The sequence below is a fragment of the Pseudomonas sp. GW821-FHT09C09 genome (genome assembly GCF_059418105.1).
Map to the genome: position 1 here is coordinate 1 of NZ_JBWKPF010000009.1, position 19514 is coordinate 19514.

At 61.0% G+C, this 19514-nt stretch carries 20 protein-coding genes and 1 tRNA gene; 14 read left to right on the forward strand and 7 right to left on the reverse strand.

Features of this window, described 5'->3' with window-relative positions:
- Positions 1 to 77: 77 nt before the first annotated feature.
- Positions 78 to 153: transfer RNA gene (locus AC07NR_RS24665), tRNA-Gly, on the forward strand.
- 127 nt (positions 154 to 280) lie between these two features.
- On the opposite strand, the gene AC07NR_RS24670 is transcribed toward AC07NR_RS24665, so the two are convergent.
- The 4 genes from AC07NR_RS24670 to AC07NR_RS24685 all read right to left on the reverse strand — a co-directional run bounded on the left by AC07NR_RS24670 (position 281) and on the right by AC07NR_RS24685 (position 4343).
- Positions 281 to 2020 carry a dipeptidase gene (locus tag AC07NR_RS24670; protein WP_248740105.1) on the reverse strand — a complete coding sequence of 580 codons (1740 nt, stop codon included), beginning with the start codon at positions 2018 to 2020 and terminating at the stop codon, positions 281 to 283.
- A gap of 195 nt (positions 2021 to 2215) precedes the next feature.
- A complete protein-coding gene (locus AC07NR_RS24675) occupies positions 2216 to 2854 on the reverse strand; it encodes a LysE family translocator (protein WP_085710955.1) in 639 nt (212 codons plus the stop codon).
- A 1-nt stretch (position 2855) separates the two neighbouring features.
- Positions 2856 to 3626: a 2OG-Fe(II) oxygenase gene (locus AC07NR_RS24680; RefSeq protein ID WP_085710954.1), complete on the reverse strand. Its 771-nt coding sequence runs from the start codon at positions 3624 to 3626 to the stop codon at positions 2856 to 2858.
- A 90-nt stretch (positions 3627 to 3716) separates the two neighbouring features.
- Complete coding sequence (locus AC07NR_RS24685; RefSeq protein WP_248740106.1) at positions 3717 to 4343, reverse strand: alanyl-tRNA editing protein; 627 nt, start codon at positions 4341 to 4343, stop codon at positions 3717 to 3719.
- Positions 4344 to 4433: 90 nt separating this feature from the next.
- Between AC07NR_RS24685 and AC07NR_RS24690 the strand changes: the two genes are divergently transcribed.
- Complete coding sequence (locus AC07NR_RS24690; protein ID WP_085710952.1) at positions 4434 to 5429, forward strand: LysR family transcriptional regulator; 996 nt, start codon at positions 4434 to 4436, stop codon at positions 5427 to 5429.
- 62 nt (positions 5430 to 5491) lie between these two features.
- Here the strand turns inward: AC07NR_RS24690 and AC07NR_RS24695 are convergent, their stop codons facing one another.
- Positions 5492 to 5899, reverse strand: coding sequence for a PA2817 family protein (locus AC07NR_RS24695; RefSeq protein ID WP_007950758.1), 408 nt, complete (start codon positions 5897 to 5899; stop codon positions 5492 to 5494).
- 74 nt (positions 5900 to 5973) lie between these two features.
- Complete coding sequence (locus AC07NR_RS24700) at positions 5974 to 8421, reverse strand: acyl-CoA dehydrogenase (protein WP_495079677.1); 2448 nt, start codon at positions 8419 to 8421, stop codon at positions 5974 to 5976.
- A gap of 247 nt (positions 8422 to 8668) precedes the next feature.
- Here AC07NR_RS24700 and AC07NR_RS24705 point away from each other — a divergent pair, with 247 nt between their 5' ends.
- From AC07NR_RS24705 to AC07NR_RS24720, 4 genes are all read left to right on the forward strand, one after another.
- Entirely contained in the window at positions 8669 to 9328 is a 660-nt protein-coding gene (locus AC07NR_RS24705; protein ID WP_248740108.1) for a transglutaminase-like domain-containing protein, read from the forward strand.
- Between the two features lie 43 nt (positions 9329 to 9371).
- Complete coding sequence (locus AC07NR_RS24710) at positions 9372 to 9995, forward strand: glutathione S-transferase family protein (RefSeq protein ID WP_495079678.1); 624 nt, start codon at positions 9372 to 9374, stop codon at positions 9993 to 9995.
- A 131-nt stretch (positions 9996 to 10126) separates the two neighbouring features.
- Positions 10127 to 11059 (forward strand): ABC transporter ATP-binding protein, encoded by a 933-nt coding sequence (locus tag AC07NR_RS24715; RefSeq protein ID WP_169431447.1) that lies wholly within the window; start codon positions 10127 to 10129, stop codon positions 11057 to 11059.
- The gene (locus AC07NR_RS24720) at positions 11056 to 11835 is read left to right on the forward strand and encodes an ABC transporter permease (RefSeq protein WP_085710947.1); all 780 of its coding nucleotides are present in this window, start codon (positions 11056 to 11058) and stop codon (positions 11833 to 11835) included. The genes AC07NR_RS24715 and AC07NR_RS24720 overlap by 4 nt, the downstream gene beginning before the upstream one ends.
- 54 nt (positions 11836 to 11889) lie before the next feature.
- Here AC07NR_RS24720 and AC07NR_RS24725 read toward each other — a convergent pair whose 3' ends face one another.
- Positions 11890 to 12408 (reverse strand): DUF2062 domain-containing protein, encoded by a 519-nt coding sequence (locus tag AC07NR_RS24725; RefSeq protein WP_085710946.1) that lies wholly within the window; start codon positions 12406 to 12408, stop codon positions 11890 to 11892.
- A 136-nt stretch (positions 12409 to 12544) separates the two neighbouring features.
- Between AC07NR_RS24725 and AC07NR_RS24730 the strand changes: the two genes are divergently transcribed.
- The 8 genes from AC07NR_RS24730 to murB all read left to right on the forward strand — a co-directional run bounded on the left by AC07NR_RS24730 (position 12545) and on the right by murB (position 19399).
- On the forward strand, positions 12545 to 14788 hold the full coding sequence (locus AC07NR_RS24730) for a DNA internalization-related competence protein ComEC/Rec2 (protein WP_495079679.1): 2244 nt from the start codon (positions 12545 to 12547) through the stop codon (positions 14786 to 14788).
- An 89-nt stretch (positions 14789 to 14877) separates the two neighbouring features.
- The gene (locus AC07NR_RS24735; RefSeq protein WP_162803506.1) at positions 14878 to 15513 is read left to right on the forward strand and encodes a MotA/TolQ/ExbB proton channel family protein; all 636 of its coding nucleotides are present in this window, start codon (positions 14878 to 14880) and stop codon (positions 15511 to 15513) included.
- Positions 15510 to 15938: an ExbD/TolR family protein gene (locus AC07NR_RS24740; RefSeq protein WP_007950767.1), complete on the forward strand. Its 429-nt coding sequence runs from the start codon at positions 15510 to 15512 to the stop codon at positions 15936 to 15938. Before AC07NR_RS24735 ends, AC07NR_RS24740 begins: the two co-directional genes overlap by 4 nt.
- A complete protein-coding gene (gene lpxK, locus AC07NR_RS24745) occupies positions 15938 to 16948 on the forward strand; it encodes a tetraacyldisaccharide 4'-kinase (RefSeq protein WP_432217444.1) in 1011 nt (336 codons plus the stop codon). Before AC07NR_RS24740 ends, lpxK begins: the two co-directional genes overlap by 1 nt.
- Positions 16949 to 16972: 24 nt before the next feature.
- Positions 16973 to 17158 (forward strand): Trm112 family protein, encoded by a 186-nt coding sequence (locus AC07NR_RS24750; protein ID WP_003179363.1) that lies wholly within the window; start codon positions 16973 to 16975, stop codon positions 17156 to 17158.
- Positions 17155 to 17919, forward strand: coding sequence for a 3-deoxy-manno-octulosonate cytidylyltransferase (gene kdsB / locus AC07NR_RS24755; RefSeq protein ID WP_064383500.1), 765 nt, complete (start codon positions 17155 to 17157; stop codon positions 17917 to 17919). The genes AC07NR_RS24750 and kdsB overlap by 4 nt, the downstream gene beginning before the upstream one ends.
- On the forward strand, positions 17919 to 18383 hold the full coding sequence (locus AC07NR_RS24760) for a low molecular weight protein-tyrosine-phosphatase (RefSeq protein WP_085710942.1): 465 nt from the start codon (positions 17919 to 17921) through the stop codon (positions 18381 to 18383). The genes kdsB and AC07NR_RS24760 overlap by 1 nt, the downstream gene beginning before the upstream one ends.
- Positions 18380 to 19399, forward strand: coding sequence for a UDP-N-acetylmuramate dehydrogenase (gene murB / locus AC07NR_RS24765; RefSeq protein ID WP_495079680.1), 1020 nt, complete (start codon positions 18380 to 18382; stop codon positions 19397 to 19399). The genes AC07NR_RS24760 and murB overlap by 4 nt, the downstream gene beginning before the upstream one ends.
- Positions 19400 to 19514: the final 115 nt, after the last annotated feature.

A 19514-nucleotide genomic window follows, 5' to 3' on the forward strand; every position in this document is an offset into this window, starting at 1 on the left:
TCCCCTTCGTCTAGTGGCCTAGGACACCGCCCTTTCACGGCGGTAACAGGGGTTCGAGTCCCCTAGGGGACGCCATTGCGGGAATAGCTCAGTTGGTAGAGCACGACCTTGCCAAGGTCGGGGTCGCGAGTTCGAGTCTCGTTTCCCGCTCCATATTCAACAAAAACGCCGCTCAGTAATGAGCGGCGTTTTTGTTTGTACGTTATTTGTCGCGCAACAAAAAAGGACCTCACGGTCCTTTTTTTTGTGGGCCCGCCACCTTGGCGGGCCAGTGTCGCGATCAAAGCTTCGGCAGTTGCCCGATGCGGCCCATCATTTCGGTAACGATCTGCAGGTCCAGCAGGAACTGGTCAACGGTCTTGAACTCGCCGTCGGTGTGACCGGTGTATTTGACCTCAGGTCGGGCCAGACCGAATTGCACACCGTTGGGCAGTTCATGCACCGAGGTGGCGCCGGCAGAGGTGCCGAACTCGTGTTTCATACCCAGGTTTTCGGTGGACACGGCCAGCAGTGCCTTGACCCACTCGCCTTCAGGGTTGCGGTACATCGGCTCGGCGATCGAGTAATCGAAGTTGACTGCGACGTGGGTTTTCTTGCTCCATGCCGCCAGTTTGTCGGCGATTTCGGTCTTGAGCACTTCCGGCGACTTGCCCTTTGGTACACGCAGGTTGACCGCGAGTTTGAAGGTCTTGTCGTCCATCCCGACGTAGGTCAACGAGGTGGTCAGCGGGCCCATGAAGTCATCGGCGAAACCGACGCCCAGCTTGCCACCCTTGTAGTCCAGGCCCCAGTTGTCGGCGGCGTAACGGGCGGCATCGGTGATGTGGTTGTGTTTAAGCGCGATCTTGCCATCCACACTGTGGATGAAGTCCAGCATGCGGGCGACCGGGTTGACGCCGGATTCCGGTTCGGACGAATGCGCGGAAACGCCGGTTACGCTGAGTTTCACATCCTTGCCATCGACCTTGGCATTTACTTCGAAATCGCCGCCATGTTGTTTGGCGTATTCGTTACCGGCTTTTTGCAGACTGGCGGCCAGCTCGGCAGGCTTGTCTGTCACCAGAGTCACGACCGAAACCGATGGAATCTGGTTGGTTGCCATGCCGCCGGTCATCGAGATCAGCTCCGCGCCTTTGCCCTCGGCCTTGCGCTTGGCAAATTTGGCCATGACCGTGCCGTAGCCTTTCTCGGCGATCACCACCGGGTAGCCGCCATCCAGCGCCAGGTTGTACTCCGGCGTCGGGTTGCGTTCAAAGTAGTAAGGAATCGCGTCGCCGGTGGTTTCTTCGGTGGTGTCCACCAGCAGTTTGAAATTGCGGGCCAGCGGCAGCTTTTCTTCCTTGATCACCTTCATGGCATACAGCGTCACCACGATGCCGTTTTTGTCGTCCTCGGTGCCACGGCCGTACATGCGGTCGCCGATCAATGTGACCTTGAACGGGTCGAGTTTGGTGCCGTCTTTCAGCACCCAGTTTTCCGGCGTTACCGGCACCACATCGGCGTGCGCGTGAATGCCCACGACTTCCTTGCCGCTGCCGTCGAGAGAAATTTCGTAGACGCGGTTGTCGATGTTTCGGTAGTTCAAACCAAAGGACTCGGCCAGGTCCTTGATCTTGGCGGCGATCTTGATGAATTCAGGATTCTCGTGCTGGGCAACACCTTCTTTGCGATCGGTCGGGATTTCGACCAGTTCGCGCAGAGTTTCCAGGGCTGCCTTGCCGTATTTCGCCCGGGTGTAGAGGCCCAGCAGGCGATAGATTTCGTTTTGCTGTTCAGCGGTCAGTGTCTTGTTGTCGAGAAACGCGCTGATGGAAGGGCGCAGGTCGTCGGTCTTGCTCAGGTCGCTCTTGGCCACTTCGCCGAGGAACTGGCGGAAATCACTGACCTTTGTATCGCTGTATGTCTTGAGGATGGTCGCGCTTTGCTGCGGTGTGATGTTGGCGTGGGCGGGCAGTGTCACGGACGAAAGGCTGGCCAGAATCAGGGTCGATGCGGCCAGTTGCTTGAGTGAAAAATCCATTGCTAAGGGCATTCCTTTGCAGGTGGTAAGTAGGAAGTGTCTGATAGATGTGTCAGACGGTTTCGCAAACTAACACTGCAAGCGAGTGATAGGGGAGCCCCCGAAGTGGGACGCGTCGCACAGAAATGCAAAAGCGGCGCAGAATCGAAAAAACCCGTCCAATCTGTCTGGAACGGGCTTCTCCGATCAGCGTGTTTACATCGACAACACCAGTCGCCCGGCAAACAGGATCAAAATCACTCCCATGCTGCGCTCGAACCAATGACCCATGCGCATAAACAACAGCCGCACTTTGCTGCTCGAAAAGAACAGCGCAACGATCACGAACCACAAAGCGTTCACGCTGCACATCCACAGTCCGTACAGGGCCTGGATTTCCAGCGGCGTGCTGGCGCTGATGATCGTGGTGAAGATCGCCAGGAAAAACAGCGTGGCCTTGGGGTTGGTGGCGTTGGTCAGGAAACCGGTGGAAAACGCCTTGAACAGCGATTGCTCGACCAGTGGTTCATCGCTGGTCTTTTCGCCTTCCAGCGTTGTCTTGGGTTTGCTGCGGATCAGGCTGATACCGAGGTAGAAAATGTAGGCGCCGCCCACGACCTTGGCCACCGTCAGGAGCCACGGCGTGGTGTGCATCAAGGCGCCGACGCCCAGCAGGGTATACAGCACGTGCACGGAAATCCCCGCGCCGATGCCCAGTGCCGTGCAGATGCCGACCAGCCGCCCGAAACGCACACTCTGGCGGATGGTCACGGCGAAGTCCGGACCGGGAGCGACCACGGCCAGAAAATGAATGGTGGCCAGCGCCAGAAACTCGCCCAGGTAATTCGATGTCATTTCAGCTCCAGAAAGTCAGGGGTGATGCATTGCCGCGATAGCCGACAAAAAACGAAAGGCTCAAGCGCGGATCTGCCACGCCCGGCGTTACCGAGTGCATGCGACGCGAATTGAACATGATGAAATCCCCCGGTTCCGGGCGCACTTCAAGGGCGGGTGGGCCGAGCAGTGCCGGGTCGATGCCGTAGCTGTCGCCGCGCATTTCGTCGAAGCGGTCCGGTGAAATGTCGTCTTCCCACATCTGCAGCGCGCCGCCCTCGGTCGGCATGTTCAGGTAGACGTTGCAGGCGAATTGCGCCTCGAGGCTGCGGGCCTGGAAACTCTCCGGCGCATCCTTGGCGAAGATGTCGTGGTGGGCGAGGAAGCAGACGCCGGGTTTGACCACCCGTGACAGGCCGACGTACATCTTGCGCCCGTACAGGTTTTCCAGATGGGCGCCTGCCGGCCAGGATTCGTCGAGCATGCAGCGCAGGGTATCGATCGGCGAGGAATACGGCGCGCAGCGATTGCGCAGTTCGGCTATGTTGCCGGTGGCGCGTTCGAAGTAATCCTCGATCAGCAACGGCTGGTTTTCCGCCTCATAGAACGCCATGCCGATGCGGCCAATGCTGGGGGCGTTGATGTAACCCTCGAAGCCGGGCTCGAGGATCTTGTCGCCAATCCGGATCGCCTGGTCTTCAGGCAGAAAGCCTTTGACGCGGATGGCGAGGACTTCTTCGTTGGCCAGTTTTTTTATGCACGTCTCATCGAGACGCTCGACGTCAAGCATCATGGTTTCAGGTCCATCTAACGAGTAGTCAACGGAACCGGCGAATGCGGTTCCCCCGGCGTCGGACGCTGCAACCGGCAGCGTCCGAAATCCTCAATCCACGTTGTAGTGGACGGACAGCGTGCCCTTCTTCTGCGAAAGGGACGCGATCGTGACTGTGCCCAGATCCTTCAGGCTGCGTACATGGGTGCCACCGCAGCCGTAGGCTGGCAGTTCACCGAAGCCGATTTCCCGCGCGCCTTCGCGTAGGGACGTCAGGCGGGGCAGATCGTGTTCGATCCATTGCCCGATGCCGTATTGAACGGTTTGCGCATCGACTTCCTGAGCACAATCCCCGGGCTTGAATTGCACCCGGCCTTCGTCCGGCCAGTGGTGTGCCTTGATCGGCATCCAGCCCATGGCCTGGACAAAGTGGCCGATCAAATGCCCGGCGGAATGCATGCGGGTGTTGAAGCGGCGACGTTCCTCATCGATGCGGATCTGGGTCATGCCCAGTGGCACCGGCTGGTCGACGAAATGAATGATCCGGTCCGGTTCCTGTACGACACGCATGACCTGGCTGTCGCCGATCCAGCCCGTATCGCAAGGCTGCCCGCCACCTTGCGGGTGAAACAGAGTGGCGCGCAGCACCACAGCGAATTCGTTCTCGTGGGGCGTGCAGTCGAGGACTTCCACATTGGCCTTGAGGTCATCACTATGGAAAAAGAGGCGAAGCGTCATATTCCATGCCCTTATTAAAGTTTCTTTTTTAATTATATGAATCGTGCAATAACGTGATAATCCGTTCAAACATCAAAGGACTGTTGCGCTGTGAGCATAAATCTTCCTCTGCCGTTGCTCGGTGAAATGGCGATTTTCGTCAAGGTCGTGGAGACCGGCAGCTTCTCCGAAGCCGCTCGTCAATTGGGCTCTTCGCCCTCGGCGGTCAGCCGCAGTATTTCCCGACTGGAGAAGGCACTGGCCACGCGGCTGCTGCAACGCACCACGCGCAAACTGCGCTTGAGCGACGGCGGGGAAGAAGTGTTCAAACGCTGTCAGGAGATGGTCAGCGCGGCCCGGTCGGTGATGGAAATCAGCGGTCAGTTCACCCACGAAGCCGAAGGCCTGGTGCGGGTCAGCGTTCCGAAAGCGGTCGGGCGCTTCGTGATTCATCCGCATATGCCGGAGTTTCTACGCCGTTATCCGAAGGTTGATGTGGAGTTGCTGCTGGAAGACCGGCAAGTGGACCTGATCGACGATCATGTCGACCTGGCGATTCGCATCACGGAGCGGCCGCCGGCAGGGCTGGTCGGGCGGCAATTGCTGACCATCGACCATTTGCTCTGCGCGACGCCGCAATATCTGGCCGAGCATGGCACACCGACTCATCCCCATGATTTGCTCAATCACAGCTGCATCTATCTGGGAGAAACCCCGAGTGATGCGCGCTGGAAATTCAAGAAGGGCAGTAAGGCAGTGACGGTCGGCGTGCGTGGTCGGTATGCCGCCAATCACACCGGCGTGCGTCTGGGCGCTGTGTTGCAGCACATCGGTATCGGCAGCCTGCCGTATTTCACCGCTCGTTATGCCCTCGAACAGGGTCTGGTCGTGCAGGTTCTGCCGGACTGGACATTCCTGGCGTCCTACCATGGCGGACTGTGGTTGCTGCATTCGCCAACGCGTTATCTGCCGCCGAAGCTGCGGGTGTTCATCGACTATCTGGTGGAGTGCCTGGAGAAAGAGCCGACATTGAGCAAGCCGGGAAAACCCAACGCTGCAAAATCGCTGGCCGAGTACGAATTGCCGGAGGGTGAAGGGCTGCTGTAACGGCGGCGCAAAAAAAGGCCCGCATGGATCACCATGCGGGCCTTTTCATTGTCTGGCGAAAATCAGTGCTTGCTGTCCTGGGCGGACATCGCCAGCAGCTGTTTTTCCTGATTCCAGTCGAACGGTTCGTCGTTCTGTTCAGCTTCGTAGCGACGTTCTTCCAGTGCCTGATACATGTCGATTTCTTCATCGGACAGGTAGTGCAGGCAGTCGCCGGCGAAGAACCACAGCAGATCCCGCGGGATCAGGTGGGCAATCTGCGGGTAACGGGTAATCACTTGAGTCAGGATGTCCTGGCCCAGGTATTGGCTTTCGATCGGCTCGATCGGCAGTGACGCCAGCAGTTCGTCGAAACGCTCCAGGAACAGGGCATGGCTTTCTTCGGGAACCTGATCGGCCTCACCTACGGCGACCAGGATACTGCGCAGGTGGTCGAGCAAAACCAGATGATCGGCAACGACGTTGGACACGAGATAAGTCCTCAAGAGCAAAACGGGCGCGGGAGTATAAAGCCCCTGCGCCCGTTTTTCACTGATTGAAGGGATCAGCGGATTTTGCCGTCCGCCGGTTTCAGTTCCTCTTTGTCGAAGTCATCGACATCGATCACCTTGCGCCGCGCCGCTTCGGCGTCGCGCAGGGTTTGTGCTTCCACTGCCTGCAACACCCCGGCTTCCAGCGCCGCATCGATGGCGTGTTCGCCGGCGACCGGTTTGACCTGGCCGCTCTTGAGTGAGGTGTGCAGTTTCTTGTGCAACGGTTGCGCAGCGTTCAACTGATCGCAGGCGTGTTGCAGTGCACCGACCGCATCGTCCGCCGATTGCGGGCGATAGCAACCGGCGAGCAGTTCTTCCAGCGCCGGATCGCCCTTGGCCCGACCGATGACCGCTGCCACTTCGGCACCGAGTCTGTCCGAAGGACCTTTGTGACGACGACCGAACGGGAACACGATCACTCGCAACAGACAGCCGAAAACCCGGTTCGGGAAGTTGGTCAGCAGTTCATCAAGGGCCTTTTCCGACTGGCCGAGGCTTTCCTCCATGGCCCATCTGAACAGCGGCTCCATGTACGCCGGGGAATCGAGGTCGTGGTAACGCTTGAGCGCCGCCGAGGCGAGATACAGGTTGCTCAGCACATCGCCCAGACGAGCCGACAGCCGCTCGCGGCGTTTCAGTTCGCCGCCCAGCAGCATCATGCTCAGGTCGGCCAGCATGGCAAATGCGGCAGCCTGACGGTTGAGGGCACGGAAGTAACCCTGGCTGAGCTTGTCGCCCGGCGCATGTTCGAAATGTCCGAAACCAAGGTTCAGCACCAGCGTGCTGGCGGCGTTACTCACGGCAAAACCGATGTGTTTGAGCAGCAGTCCATCGAACTCCTTGAGGGCCTGATCCTTGTCCTCGCGTCCGGCGAGGGCCATTTCTTTCAGTACGAACGGATGGCAGCGAATCGCGCCCTGACCGAAGATCATCAGGTTGCGCGAAAGAATGTTCGCGCCTTCCACGGTGATGAAGATCGGTGCGCCATTCCAGCTGCGGCCCAGGTAGTTGTTCGGGCCCATGATGATCGCCTTGCCGCCGTGCACGTCCATGGCGTGGCTGATGCACTCGCGACCGCGTTCGGTGAGGTGATACTTGAGGATCGCCGACAGCACCGAGGGCTTCTCGCCCAGATCAACCGCGTTGGCGGTCAGCATCCGCGCAGCGTCCATCATCCACGCGTTGCCGCCGATGCGCGCCATGGCTTCCTGGATGCCCTCGAATGCCGAGAGCGGAACATTGAACTGCTCACGAATCTGCGCATATTGCCCGGTGACCAGACTGGTGAACTTGGCCGCACCGGTACCCACCGCCGGCAGCGAAATCGAACGCCCGACCGACAGGCAGTTCATCAGCATCATCCAGCCCTTGCCGAGCATGTCCTGGCCGCCGATGAGGAAGTCCAGCGGAATGAACACGTCCTTGCCGGAGTTGGGGCCGTTCATGAACGCGGCGCCCAGCGGCAGGTGGCGGCGGCCGATTTCCACGCCGGGAGTGTCGGTCGGGATCAGCGCGAGGCTGATGCCCAGGTCTTCCTTGTCGCCGAGCAGGTGATCCGGGTCATAGGCCTTGAAGGCGAGGCCGAGCAGGGTCGCGACCGGGCCAAGGGTGATGTAGCGTTTTTCCCAGTTCAGGCGCAGGCCGAGGGTTTCCTGGCCTTCCCATTCACCCTTACAGATGATCCCGGTGTCGGGCATGGCGCCGGCGTCGGAACCCGCGAGCGGGCCGGTCAGCGCGAAGCACGGAATATCGTCGCCCCGGGCCAGCCGTGGCAGGTAATGATTGCGCTGTTCGTCGGTGCCGTAATGCAGCAGCAGTTCGGCCGGGCCGAGGGAGTTGGGCACCATCACGGTAGAAGCGAGGTCGCCGCTGCGGGTTGCCAGCTTCATCGCGACCTGGGAGTGGGCGTAGGCGGAGAAGCCCTTGCCGCCGAATTCCTTGGGAATGATCAGGGCGAAGAAACCGTGCTCCTTGATGTGGGTCCAGGCTTCGGCCGGCAAGTCCATCGACTGGCCGATCTGCCAGTCGGTAACCATCGCGCAGAGTTCTTCGGTCGGGCCGTCGATGAAGGCCTGTTCCTCGTCGCTCAGTTGCGCCTTGGGATAGGACAGCAGTTTGTCCCAGTCAGGACGACCGCTGAACAGTTCGCCGTCCCACCACACCGTACCTGCATCAATCGCATCGCGCTCAGTTTGTGACATCGGTGGCAGGGTTTTCTGGAACCAGCCGAACAGCGGCGCGCTGAAGTGTTTGCGGCGCAGATCCGGCAGCAGCAACGGAGCCGCGACGATGGCCAGTACGACCCAGAAGATCAGTAGCAACCAGCCCGGCGCGTGGCTGAAAATCCCCATCGCCAGCAGGTAAGCCGCGACGATCCCCAGTGCCGGCAGCGGGGCGATGCGCCGGTGGGCCAGATACGCCACGCCGACGATCAGAACCAGTATCCACAACAACAGCATATTCAATCCTCCGTGAACCAGGGCGAACGACCCTCCAGAGCTTAGACGGCATCTGCAAAACGGGGCGGTCAGAACAAGTTGATCTAAATCGTGGGAAACCCTGGATGGCTTTTGTAGTTTCGGTGGGCAACACGCGTAGGAAATCGTTCGCAGACTCCGCGGCTTTGCGTCCATGTTTGGCCGAAACGTCGTTATCTCTGTGCTGATCCTCTCGCTAGACTCCGGGTTCACCCAGGAGAATGTCGTCATGCGCGAGTATCTGAGCCCCGGCCGCTTCATCGATAGTGACCACCCCTCGGTGGTGGAGTTCGCAGAACGGCACCGTGGTGCCAGCCGCGACCCCCGCGCACAGGCGATCAGTCTTTATTACGCCGTGCGCGAGGCGGTGCGTTACAACATGTACACCTTCAGCCGCGACCCGCAGACCTTGCGCGGCAGCTACGCGCTGGCAGCGGGTGAAAGTTATTGCGTGCCCAAGGCCACGCTGCTCGCCGGTTGCGCGCGCCATTGCGGGATCCCCGCACGCATCGGTCTGGCGGATGTGAAAAATCACCTGTCGACGCCGCGCCTGCTTGAATTGCTGAGAAGCGAAGTGTTCGCCATGCATGGTTATACCGAGCTGTTTCTCAACGATCGTTGGGTGAAAGCCACCCCCGCGTTCAACCAGAAACTCTGCGAAATGTTCAACGTTGCGCCGCTGGAATTCGACGGCATGAACGACAGCGTTTTCCACCCGTACAACAGCGATGGCGCGCTGCTGATGGAGTACCTGGTCGATCACGGCCAGTTCGCCGATGTACCGGAATCCTTTTTCTTCGAACATCTGCAGAAATGCTATCCGCACCTGTTCAACGATCAGCAGACGCCGCTGTCCAGTGACCTGCGTGGTGATGTCGGCAGCCGCTGATCCGGCGTATGCTGCTCGCCCACTCAATGGAAAAGAGGCGGTCATGCTGAAGATCTGGGGTCGCAAGAATTCGTCGAATGTCAGAAAACCGTTGTGGGCGGCCGAAGAGCTCGGGCTGGCCTATGAGGCGATCGATGCCGGTGGCGCGTTTGGCGTGGTCGATACGCCGGAATACCGGGCGATGAACCCGAACGGTCGGGTGCCGGTGATCGAAGACGACGGTTTTGTATTGTGGGAATCCAATGTCATCGTTCGCTACCTGTTGGCCAGGCACGCGGCGAACACCTCGTGGTATCCGGCGGATCTGCAGACCCGCGCAATCGCCGACAAGTGGATGGACTGGACCACGTCCAGTTTCGCAGGCCCTTTCCGCACGGTGTTCTGGGGCGTTCTGCGCACCCCGGCGGACAAGCAGGACTGGCCGGCGATTCATGCTGCGATCAAGGAATGCGAAGGCTTGCTGGCGATGGCCGATCAGGCCCTGAAAAACCAGCCGTACCTGTCCGGCAGTGAAATCGGCATGGGCGACATTCCGCTCGGCAGTTTCATTTATGCCTGGTTCGAGATGCCGATCGAGCGTGCGCCAATGCCTCATCTGGAGGCTTGGTACGCGCGGCTGAAGCAGCGTCCGGCGTATCGCAAAGCCGTCATGACCGCGTTGACTTAATACCTACTATCGACACACTTGACTGTACTTGTGCGGCGGCGGCAAGCACCATTGCGCTTGTGCGCCGCGGTTGTCTCCCTCGCCGCCCGCCGTCATTCAGTCCTTTTTCACTTCTTGGTGCGTAATCCGATATGAGTTCCGCTCTGTCCATCCGGCAGCTAACCAAAACCTACGGCAACGGGTTCCAGGCCTTGAGTGGTATCGATCTGGACGTCGCCGAAGGTGACTTCTTCGCCTTGCTCGGCCCCAACGGCGCCGGCAAATCCACGACCATCGGCATTCTTTCGACCCTGGTGAACAAGACCAGCGGTACAGTGAATATCTTCGGTCACGACCTGGACAAGAACCCCGCGGCGCTGAAGCGCTCGATCGGCGTGGTGCCCCAGGAATTCAACTTCAACCAGTTCGAAAAGACCTTCGACATCGTCGTGACCCAGGCCGGCTACTACGGCATTCCGGCGAAAATCGCCAAGGAACGCGCCGAGCAATACCTGACCCAGCTCGGTCTGTGGGACAAGCGCGATGTGCCGTCGCGTTCGTTGTCCGGCGGCATGAAACGCCGTCTGATGATCGCTCGGGCGCTGGTGCACGAGCCGCGCCTGCTGATCCTCGACGAACCGACCGCCGGCGTGGATATCGAACTGCGTCGTTCGATGTGGACGTTCCTCACTGAACTGAACCAGAAAGGCATCACCATCATCCTCACCACCCATTACCTGGAAGAGGCTGAGCAGTTGTGCCGCAACATCGGCATCATCGACCACGGCACCATTGTCGAGAACACCAGCATGCGTCAGTTGCTCGGGCAACTGCATGTGGAAACCTTCCTGCTCGACCTGAAGAACGATCTGGCGGTTGCGCCGCAACTGGTCGGTTATCCGTCCCGTCTGGTGGATGCGCATACCCTGGAAGTGCAGGTCGACAAGTCCATGGGCATCACCGCGCTGTTCGGCCAACTGGCCCTGCAGAACATCGAAGTGCTGAGCCTGCGCAATAAAACCAATCGCCTCGAGGAGCTGTTCGTGTCCCTGGTGGAGAAAAATCTGTCGAAGGTGGCGGTATGAGTTCCGAGCTGCGCCCGAACCTCGTCGCCCTCAACACCATCGTTTATCGCGAAGTCCGGCGCTTCACCCGGATCTGGCCGCAGACCCTGCTGCCGCCGGCGATCACCATGGTTCTGTACTTCGTGATCTTTGGCAATCTGATTGGCAAGCAGATCGGCGGCATGGGCGGTTTCTCCTACATGGAGTACATCGTGCCGGGGCTGATCATGATGTCGGTGATCACCAACTCCTACGGCAACGTGGTGTCGAGTTTCTTCGGCAGCAAGTTCCAGCGCTCCATCGAAGAACTGATGGTGTCGCCGGTGTCGCCGCACACGATCCTGATCGGTTACACCCTCGGCGGCGTACTGCGTGGCCTGATGGTCGGCGTCATCGTGACGATCCTGTCGCTGTTCTTCACCAGCCTGCAGGTGCATCACCTGGGCGTTACCGTGCTGGTGGTGGTGCTGACGGCGACGATCTTCTCGCTGCTGGGTTTCATCAACGCCGTGTTTGCGCGCAACTTCGATGATATTTCGATCATCCCGACGTTCGTGCTGACCCCGCTGACCTACTTGGGTGGCGTGTTCTACTCGATCACCTTGCTGCCGCCGTTCTGGCAGACCGTGTCGCTGGCGAACCCGGTGCTGCACATGGTCAACGCCTTCCGTTACGGCATCCTCGGTGTGTCGGATATCCGTATCGGTATCGCGATCACCTTCATGCTGGTGGCGACGGTGGTGCTTTACTTCGGTTGCGCGCGGTTGCTGGTGAGCGGTCGCGGAATGCGTACCTGATCCATCCGGTGCTGCAATAAAAAACGGCCTCCCACTGCGGAGGCCGTTTTGCATTCACGATTGACGACTTTTCTTGCGCCGCGCCCATTGCCGGGCGACCCACCAGCGCCAGTACAACATCACCAGACAATAGGCGAGGGCCCCCAGCGCCAGCCCGACCACCACCGAACCGAGCAGGAACGGTTGCCACAGGGTCGAGAGTTCGCCACTGATCCACTCCCAGGTCAACGAGTCCGGCAGGGTGCGGGCGGGGATGTCCATCAGCCACGCCCCGACTTTGTAGGTGCAGTAGAACACCGGCGGCATGGTGACCGGATTGGTCAGCCAGACCAGACTGACGGCAATCGGCATGTTGCCGCGCACAGTGATTGCCAGCGCGGCGGCCACCAGCATCTGCGCGGGAATCGGCAGGAAAGCCGCAAAAATGCCGACGGCCATGGCCCGGGCCACCGAGTGCCGGTTGAGGTGCCAGAGGTTCGGGTCATGCAGCAACTTGCCGAGAAAGCGTAAGGATTTGTGTTCCCTGATGCTCGTCGGGTCGGGCATGTAACGTTTGAATAAGCGCCGGGGCATAAGGCTTCTCGGTCGGTTAAGGCGGCAAGTATGTCTGGATTCTACGAAGCGCCCATTCAGACTTTGTGACAATTGTTGACGACGCCTGTGCCCCACAGAGGCTATGCCTGAAGAGGGGACTCTCAAGGACGGGCGTATGCGCACAGGGATGATGGCGCTGGCAGTCGGTCTGCTGGCCCCGGTTTTTTTGCCGGCCTTGCCGCCGGTCGGGTGGATGCTGTGGCTGCCGGTGGTGGCACTGATGTTGTTACCGTTTCGCAGTTATCCGCTGGCATTTTTGCTGTTCGGCTTCGCCTGGTCGTGCATCGGTGCGCAGTGGGCGCTGGATGATCGACTGCCGGTGGAGCTGGACGGCGAGACGCGCTGGGTGGAAGGACGGATAGTCGGCCTGCCGCAGAGCGGCGACGGGGTTGTGCGCTTTGAGTTGGCCGATGCCCGTTCGCGTCACGGGAAACTGCCTTCGCTGATGCGTTTGGCCTGGTATGACGGGCCAGCGGTCAACAGCGGCGAGCGCTGGCGGTTGGCGGTCAAACTCAAACGTCCCGGCGGGCTGCTCAATCCCGATGCCTTCGATTACGAGGCCTGGCTGTTGGCGCAACGCATCGGTGCCACCGGCACAGTTAAGGACGGCCGTCGGCTGGCGGAGGCGCAGTGGGCCTGGCGGGACGGCATCCGACAGCGTCTGCTGGAGGTGGATACACAGGGCCGGGGCGCGGCGCTGGCGGCATTGGTGCTGGGCGATGGCTCGGGGCTCGGTCGCGAGGACTGGCAGATCCTGCAGGACACCGGCACCGTGCACCTGCTGGTGATTTCCGGACAGCACGTAGGTCTGCTGGCGGCGGTGATGTACGGGCTGGTCGCCGGGCTGGCGCGATTCGGTGTGTGGCCATTGCGTTGGCCATGGCTGCCGTGGGCCTGTGGTCTGGCGTTCGTGGCGGCGCTGGGTTACGGGTTGCTGGCCGGGTTCGATGTGCCGGTGCGACGAGCCTGCGTAATGGTTGCGCTGGTGTTGCTGTGGCGATTGCGCTTTCGCCATCTCGGTGCCTGGTGGCCGTTGTTGCTGGCCTTCAATGTTGTGCTGCTGATGGAGCCGCTGGCGGTTCTGCGCCCAGGGCTATGGTTGTCCTTCACTGCGGTGGCAGTGCTGATTTTTACCTTCGGCGGTCGTCTGGGGCCGTGGCGCTGGTGGCAGACCTGGACGCGGGCGCAATGGTTGATCGCGATCGGTTTGTGCCCGGTGCTGCTGATCCTGGGCCTGCCGATCAGTCTCAGCGGACCATTGGCCAATCTGCTGGCGGTGCCGTGGATCAGTTTTGCGGTGCTGCCGCCGGCATTACTGGGCACTTTGTTGTTGCCGATTCCCTATGTCGGCGAAGGCCTGTTGTGGCTGGCCGGCGGGCTGGTCGACGGGTTGTTCCATGCCCTGGCCCTGATCGCCGGGCGCTGGCCGGCGTGGGTGGCGCCATCGATGCCGGGATGGATCCTGGCGCTGGGTTGCATCGGTGCCGCGTTGTTATTGCTGCCCCGAGGTATTCCCATGCGTCCCCTGGGCTGGCCGTTACTGCTGGTGCTGGCATTCCCGCCCCGGGAGCGGCTGGCCGAAGGCGTGGCGGATGTCTGGCAGCTCGACGTCGGCCAAGGTCTGGCGATTCTGATCCGCACCCGCCACCACACGTTGCTGTACGACACCGGGCCGCGCTTCGGCGATTTCGATGTCGGCGAGCGAGTGGTACTGCCAGCCTTGCACAAACTGGGTGTGGAGCGACTCGATCTGATGCTGCTCAGCCATGCCGACGCCGACCATGCCGGTGGGGCAATGGCCGTGGCAAAAGGCTTGCCGGTCAGTCGGGTGATCAGCGGCGATCCACCGGGGCTGCCCGAAGCGCTGAACGCTGAAACCTGTGAAAGCGGTCAGCAATGGCAGTGGGACGGCGTTGCCTTCCATCTATGGCAATGGGCCGATGCCCATGACAGCAATCAGCGTTCCTGTGTCCTGCAGGTCGAGGCCAGCGGCGAGCGACTGCTGCTGACCGGCGATATCGACGTCGCTGCCGAACGGGATTTGCTCAACAGCGCGCTGGCGGTTCCGACCCAGTGGCTGCAGGCTCCGCACCATGGCAGCCGCAGTTCTTCCTCGATGGCGTTGCTCAAGGTTTTGCAGCCCCGGGACGTGCTGATCTCCCGAGGGCAGGGCAACTCGTTCGGGCATCCGCATCCGACGGTCATTGCTCGTTACCGCAAGCTGGGTCTGCGCATCCATGACAGCGCCGAGCAGGGTGCCATTCATCTGCAACTGGGCCGATTCCAGCCGGCCCGGTCGATGCGTCAGCAACGCCGCTTCTGGCGCGACCCGCCGCTGCCGGGTGCGGAGTACCGTTGAGCACAGGCAGCGCACGGTCGTCGGGGCGACGGGTCTTTATCGCGAACCGGTATGGTAAAGTGGCGCACTTTTTCGAGGGGGCTGTCACTGTGTGGGAATTGGTCAAATCCGGCGGCTGGATGATGTTGCCGATCATTCTGAGTTCCATCGCCGCCATGGCGATCGTCGCCGAACGCCTGTGGACGCTGCGCGCCAGTCGCGTCACCCCTGAGCATCTGCTGGGTCAGGTCTGGGTCTGGATCAAGGACAAGCAGCTCAACAAGGAAAAACTCAAGGAATTGCGCGCCAACTCGCCGCTGGGTGAAATCCTCGCTGCGGGCCTGGCCAACTCCAAGCATGGTCGCGAGATCATGAAAGAGTGCATTGAAGAAGCCGCCGCCCGGGTCATCCACGAGCTGGAACGCTACGTCAATGCGCTGGGCACCATCGCCGCCATGTCGCCGTTGCTCGGTCTGCTGGGCACGGTACTGGGCATGATCGATATTTTCAGCGCTTTCACCGGCTCCGGCATGACCACCAACGCTTCTGTATTGGCCGGTGGTATCTCCAAGGCGCTGATCACCACGGCGGCGGGCCTGATGGTCGGTATTCCGTCGGTATTCTTCCACCGCTTCCTGCAACGCCGCATCGATGAACTGGTGGTGGGCATGGAGCAGGAAGCAATCAAACTGGTGGAAGTGGTGCAGGGCGACCGTGACGTCGATCTGGCCGGGGGCAAAGCGTGAAATTCCGTCGCAAGCCCCGGGAAACCATCGATATCAACCTCGCGTCGCTGATTGACGTGGTGTTCATTCTGCTGCTGTTTTTCGTCGTGACCACCACCTTCACTCGCGAAACCCAGCTGCGCGTCGATCTGCCGGAAGCGGTCAGCGGCTCACCGGCCGAGGATCAGCAGGTCAAGCAACTGGACGTCGCCATCAGCGCTGAAGGCGTGTTCTCGGTGAACAACAAGATTCTGCCGAAGAACGACCTGGCGACTCTGATGGAAGCCATGCAGAAAGAAGCCAACGGTGACACCAACATGCCGTTGTCGATCAGTGCCGATGGGAAGACTCAGCACCAATCCGTGATCACCGCCATGGACGCGGCCGGCAAGCTCGGTTTCAGCCATTTGCGCATGACCACGGTCGAGGCGGCGCCCAAATCCTGATGGCCATGTCCGATCGTCTGCTCGCCGCGTGGTATCAGGGGCATCCGGCCCTGACGCTGTTGCGGCCGCTGGAGTGGCTGTATCGCCGCGTGGTGGCTGGCAAGCGTCAGCGTTTTCTCGACGGCGAGGGCGAGATCTATCAGTCACCGGTGCCGGTGATCGTGGTCGGCAATATCACGGTGGGTGGCACCGGCAAGACGCCGATGATTCTGTGGCTGATCGAACACTGTCGGCGCAGCGGATTGCGGGTCGGTGTGGTCAGTCGCGGCTACGGCGCCAAGCCGCCGCAATTGCCGTGGCGGGTCGAAGCCGATCAAGGTGCCGACATCGCCGGCGACGAGCCGCTGCTGATCGTGCAGCGCACCGGTGTGCCGCTGATGATCGACCCGAATCGCGGCGCTGCCGTCAAAACCTTGCTGGCCAGCGAGCCGCTGGACCTGATCCTGTCCGATGACGGCATGCAACATTATCGTCTGGCGCGGGACCTTGAGCTGGTGCTGATCGATGCCGCCCGAGGCCTGGGAAACAAGCGCTGCCTGCCCGCCGGCCCATTGCGTGAACCGATCGAGCGTCTGCAAAGCGTCGATGGCGTGCTGTTCAACGGCGCCCCTGAGGATCGCGAGGACGGTTTCGCTTTCCGTCTGCAACCCACGGCGCTGGTCAATCTGCTCAGCGGCGAACGCCAGTCCCTCGAACATTTTCCAGCCGGCCAGGCACTGCACGCAGTCGCCGGGATCGGCAATCCGCAACGTTTCTTCAATACCCTCGAAGCGCTAGACTGGCGGCCTGTGCCCCACGCGTTTGCCGACCACGCCGAATACAGCGTGCAGGCCTTGAGTTTTACGCCGTCATTGCCGGTGGTGATGACCGAAAAGGACGCGGTGAAGTGCCGCGCCTTCGCTGCCGCCGACTGGTGGTACCTGGCGGTCGATGCCGTGCCGTCGCCGGCCTTCGTGGCCTGGTTCGACACGCAGCTGATGCGCCTGTTGCCGGATCGTCTTTTGCCTTAAACCGTTTTTATCCAGGGAATGTTCATGGACACCAAATTGCTCGACATCCTCGCCTGCCCGGTCTGCAAAGGCCCGCTCAAGCTCAGCGCCGACAAGACCGAACTGATCAGCAAGGGCGCCGGCCTGGCGTACCCGATCCGTGACGGCATCCCGGTGATGCTGGAAAGCGAAGCCCGCACCCTGACCACCGACGAGCGTCTGGATAAATGACCACAGCCTTCACCGTTGTCATCCCGTCGCGCTACGCCTCGACCCGTCTGCCGGGCAAGCCGCTGCTGGATATCGCCGGCAAGCCGATGATCCAGCACGTCTGGGAACAAGCGAGCAAAAGCAGCGCCAGCCGTGTGGTCGTGGCCACCGACGATGCGCGTATCGTCGAGGCCTGCAAGGCTTTCGGCGCCGAAGTGGTGCTGACCCGTGAAGATCACAACTCCGGCACCGATCGCCTGGCCGAAGTGGCTGCGAAGCTGGGCCTGGAGCCGGATGCCATCGTGGTCAACGTCCAGGGTGACGAACCGCTGATCCCGCCAAGCGTGATCGATCAGGTCGCCGCCAATCTTGCGGCCCACACCGAAGCGCGCATGGCCACCCTGGCCGAGCCGATCGAGGACGTGGAAACCCTGTTCAACCCGAACGTGGTCAAGGTTGTCAGCGACCTCAACGGTCTGGCGCTGACCTTCAGTCGTGCGACGTTGCCATGGGCCCGCGACGCGTTCGCCAAGAGCCGCGATGTGCTACCGGAAGGCGTGCCGTATCGCCGCCACATTGGCATCTATGCCTATCGTGCAGGCTTCCTCCAGGATTTCGTGAGCTGGGGCCCGTGCTGGCTGGAAAACACCGAATCCCTCGAGCAGCTGCGTGCCCTGTGGCATGGCGTGCGGATTCACGTGGCTGACGCGTTGATCGCGCCGCCAACCGGAGTCGACACCGCCGAAGACCTCGAGCGCGTCCGTCGCCTGCTGGAGGCCTGATGCGCGTTCTGTTCGTGTGCCTGGGCAACATCTGCCGCTCGCCCACTGCCGAAGGCGTGATGCGCGCCAAGCTGCGTGAGGCCGGCCTGGACGCTCAGGTCGAAGTGGCTTCCGCCGGCACCGGTGACTGGCACGTCGGCAATCCGCCGGACAAACGCAGTCAGGCCGCAGCCAAACTGCGTGGTTATGACCTGTCGGCGCAACGCGCCCAGCAGGTCAGCCGCGCCGATTTCGCCAGTTACGACCTGATCCTCGCCATGGACAACAGCAACCTGCGCAACCTCAAGGCGTTGCAGCCATCCACCGGCAAGGCTGAGCTGGACTTGTTCCTGCGCCGCTATGAAGGCGAAGTCGATGAGGTGCCGGATCCGTATTACGACGGCGATCAGGGTTTCGAGCAGGTGCTGGATCTGATCGAGCGCGCCTGCGACCGGTTGCTGATTGAAGTGAAGGGCCGGTTATGAGTTTGCAGGTACACCCTCAGGTTTCCCTGAAACCGTTCAACACCTTTGGCGTGGACGTCCGCGCGCAACTGTTTGCCGAAGCCCACAGCGACGCCGATGTGCGCGAAGCCCTGACTTATGCGACCGCCCACGATGTGCCGTTGCTGGTGATCGGCGGCGGCAGCAATCTGCTGCTGACGGCGGACATCCCGGCACTGGTGCTGCGCATGGCCAGCCGTGGCATTCGTGTCATCAGCGACGATGGTAATCGCGTGGTGATCGAGGCTGAAGCCGGCGAGCCGTGGCACCCGTTTGTACAGCATACGCTGGCGCTGGGTTTTTCCGGGCTGGAAAACCTCAGCCTGATCCCCGGCACCGTCGGCGCCGCACCGATGCAGAACATCGGTGCCTACGGTGTCGAGATCAAGGACGTGTTCGCCGGCCTGACGGCGCTGGATCGTCAGACCGGCGAGCTGCGCGACTTCAGTCTGGAAGAGTGCAACTTCGCGTACCGTGACAGCGTGTTCAAACAGCAGCCGGGTCGCTGGTTGATCCTGCGGGTGTGCTTCGCATTGAGTCGAGTCGCCCATCTGCATCTGGAATACGGTCCGGTGCGTCAGCGCCTGACCGAGCAGGGCATCGAGCAGCCGACGCCGACGGACGTCAGCCGCGCCATTTGCAGCATCCGCAGCGAGAAACTGCCGGACCCGGCGGTGCTGGGCAATGCTGGCAGTTTCTTCAAGAACCCGCTGGTGTCGGCGGCGGTAGTTGCGCAGATCAAGGCGCAGCATCCGGATCTGGTGGCCTACGCGCAACCGGACGGGCAGATGAAGCTGGCGGCGGGCTGGTTGATCGAGCGGGCAGGCTGGAAGGGCTTTCGTGAGGCCGATGCCGGCGTGCATAAATTGCAGGCGCTGGTGCTGGTCAATTACGGCTCAGCTACCGGGCTGCAACTGCTCGATCTGGCGCAACGTATCCAGAAAGACATTGCAGAACGTTTCAATGTCGAGCTGGAAATGGAGCCCAACCGTTATTGAGGCTACGCTTTCAAGGCGCAATCCAAAGCCCTGCACTATTTAAAAAGTGCAGGGCTTTTTTGTTAATCCCGGGTTAACTTAGCCAGCTAACGATAAACCCCTTTGCTCCACCAAA

What these genes read in the sequence shown, in the direction of transcription:
- AC07NR_RS24670 (WP_248740105.1), bottom strand. Translation starts at nt 2,020, where the DNA reads ATGGATTTTTCACTCAAGCAACTGGCCGCATCGACCCTGATTCTGGCC.
- AC07NR_RS24675 (WP_085710955.1), bottom strand. Translation starts at nt 2,854, where the DNA reads ATGACATCGAATTACCTGGGCGAGTTTCTGGCGCTGGCCACCATTCAT.
- AC07NR_RS24680 (WP_085710954.1), bottom strand. Translation starts at nt 3,626, where the DNA reads ATGATGCTTGACGTCGAGCGTCTCGATGAGACGTGCATAAAAAAACTG.
- AC07NR_RS24685 (WP_248740106.1), bottom strand. Translation starts at nt 4,343, where the DNA reads ATGACGCTTCGCCTCTTTTTCCATAGTGATGACCTCAAGGCCAATGTG.
- AC07NR_RS24700 (WP_495079677.1), bottom strand. Translation starts at nt 8,421, where the DNA reads ATGCTGTTGTTGTGGATACTGGTTCTGATCGTCGGCGTGGCGTATCTG.
- AC07NR_RS24705 (WP_248740108.1), top strand. Translation starts at nt 8,669, where the DNA reads ATGCGCGAGTATCTGAGCCCCGGCCGCTTCATCGATAGTGACCACCCC.
- AC07NR_RS24710 (WP_495079678.1), top strand. Translation starts at nt 9,372, where the DNA reads ATGCTGAAGATCTGGGGTCGCAAGAATTCGTCGAATGTCAGAAAACCG.
- AC07NR_RS24715 (WP_169431447.1), top strand. Translation starts at nt 10,127, where the DNA reads ATGAGTTCCGCTCTGTCCATCCGGCAGCTAACCAAAACCTACGGCAAC.
- AC07NR_RS24720 (WP_085710947.1), top strand. Translation starts at nt 11,056, where the DNA reads ATGAGTTCCGAGCTGCGCCCGAACCTCGTCGCCCTCAACACCATCGTT.
- AC07NR_RS24725 (WP_085710946.1), bottom strand. Translation starts at nt 12,408, where the DNA reads ATGCCCCGGCGCTTATTCAAACGTTACATGCCCGACCCGACGAGCATC.
- AC07NR_RS24730 (WP_495079679.1), top strand. Translation starts at nt 12,545, where the DNA reads ATGCGCACAGGGATGATGGCGCTGGCAGTCGGTCTGCTGGCCCCGGTT.
- lpxK (WP_432217444.1), top strand. Translation starts at nt 15,938, where the DNA reads ATGGCCATGTCCGATCGTCTGCTCGCCGCGTGGTATCAGGGGCATCCG.
- AC07NR_RS24750 (WP_003179363.1), top strand. Translation starts at nt 16,973, where the DNA reads ATGGACACCAAATTGCTCGACATCCTCGCCTGCCCGGTCTGCAAAGGC.
- kdsB (WP_064383500.1), top strand. Translation starts at nt 17,155, where the DNA reads ATGACCACAGCCTTCACCGTTGTCATCCCGTCGCGCTACGCCTCGACC.
- AC07NR_RS24760 (WP_085710942.1), top strand. Translation starts at nt 17,919, where the DNA reads ATGCGCGTTCTGTTCGTGTGCCTGGGCAACATCTGCCGCTCGCCCACT.
- murB (WP_495079680.1), top strand. Translation starts at nt 18,380, where the DNA reads ATGAGTTTGCAGGTACACCCTCAGGTTTCCCTGAAACCGTTCAACACC.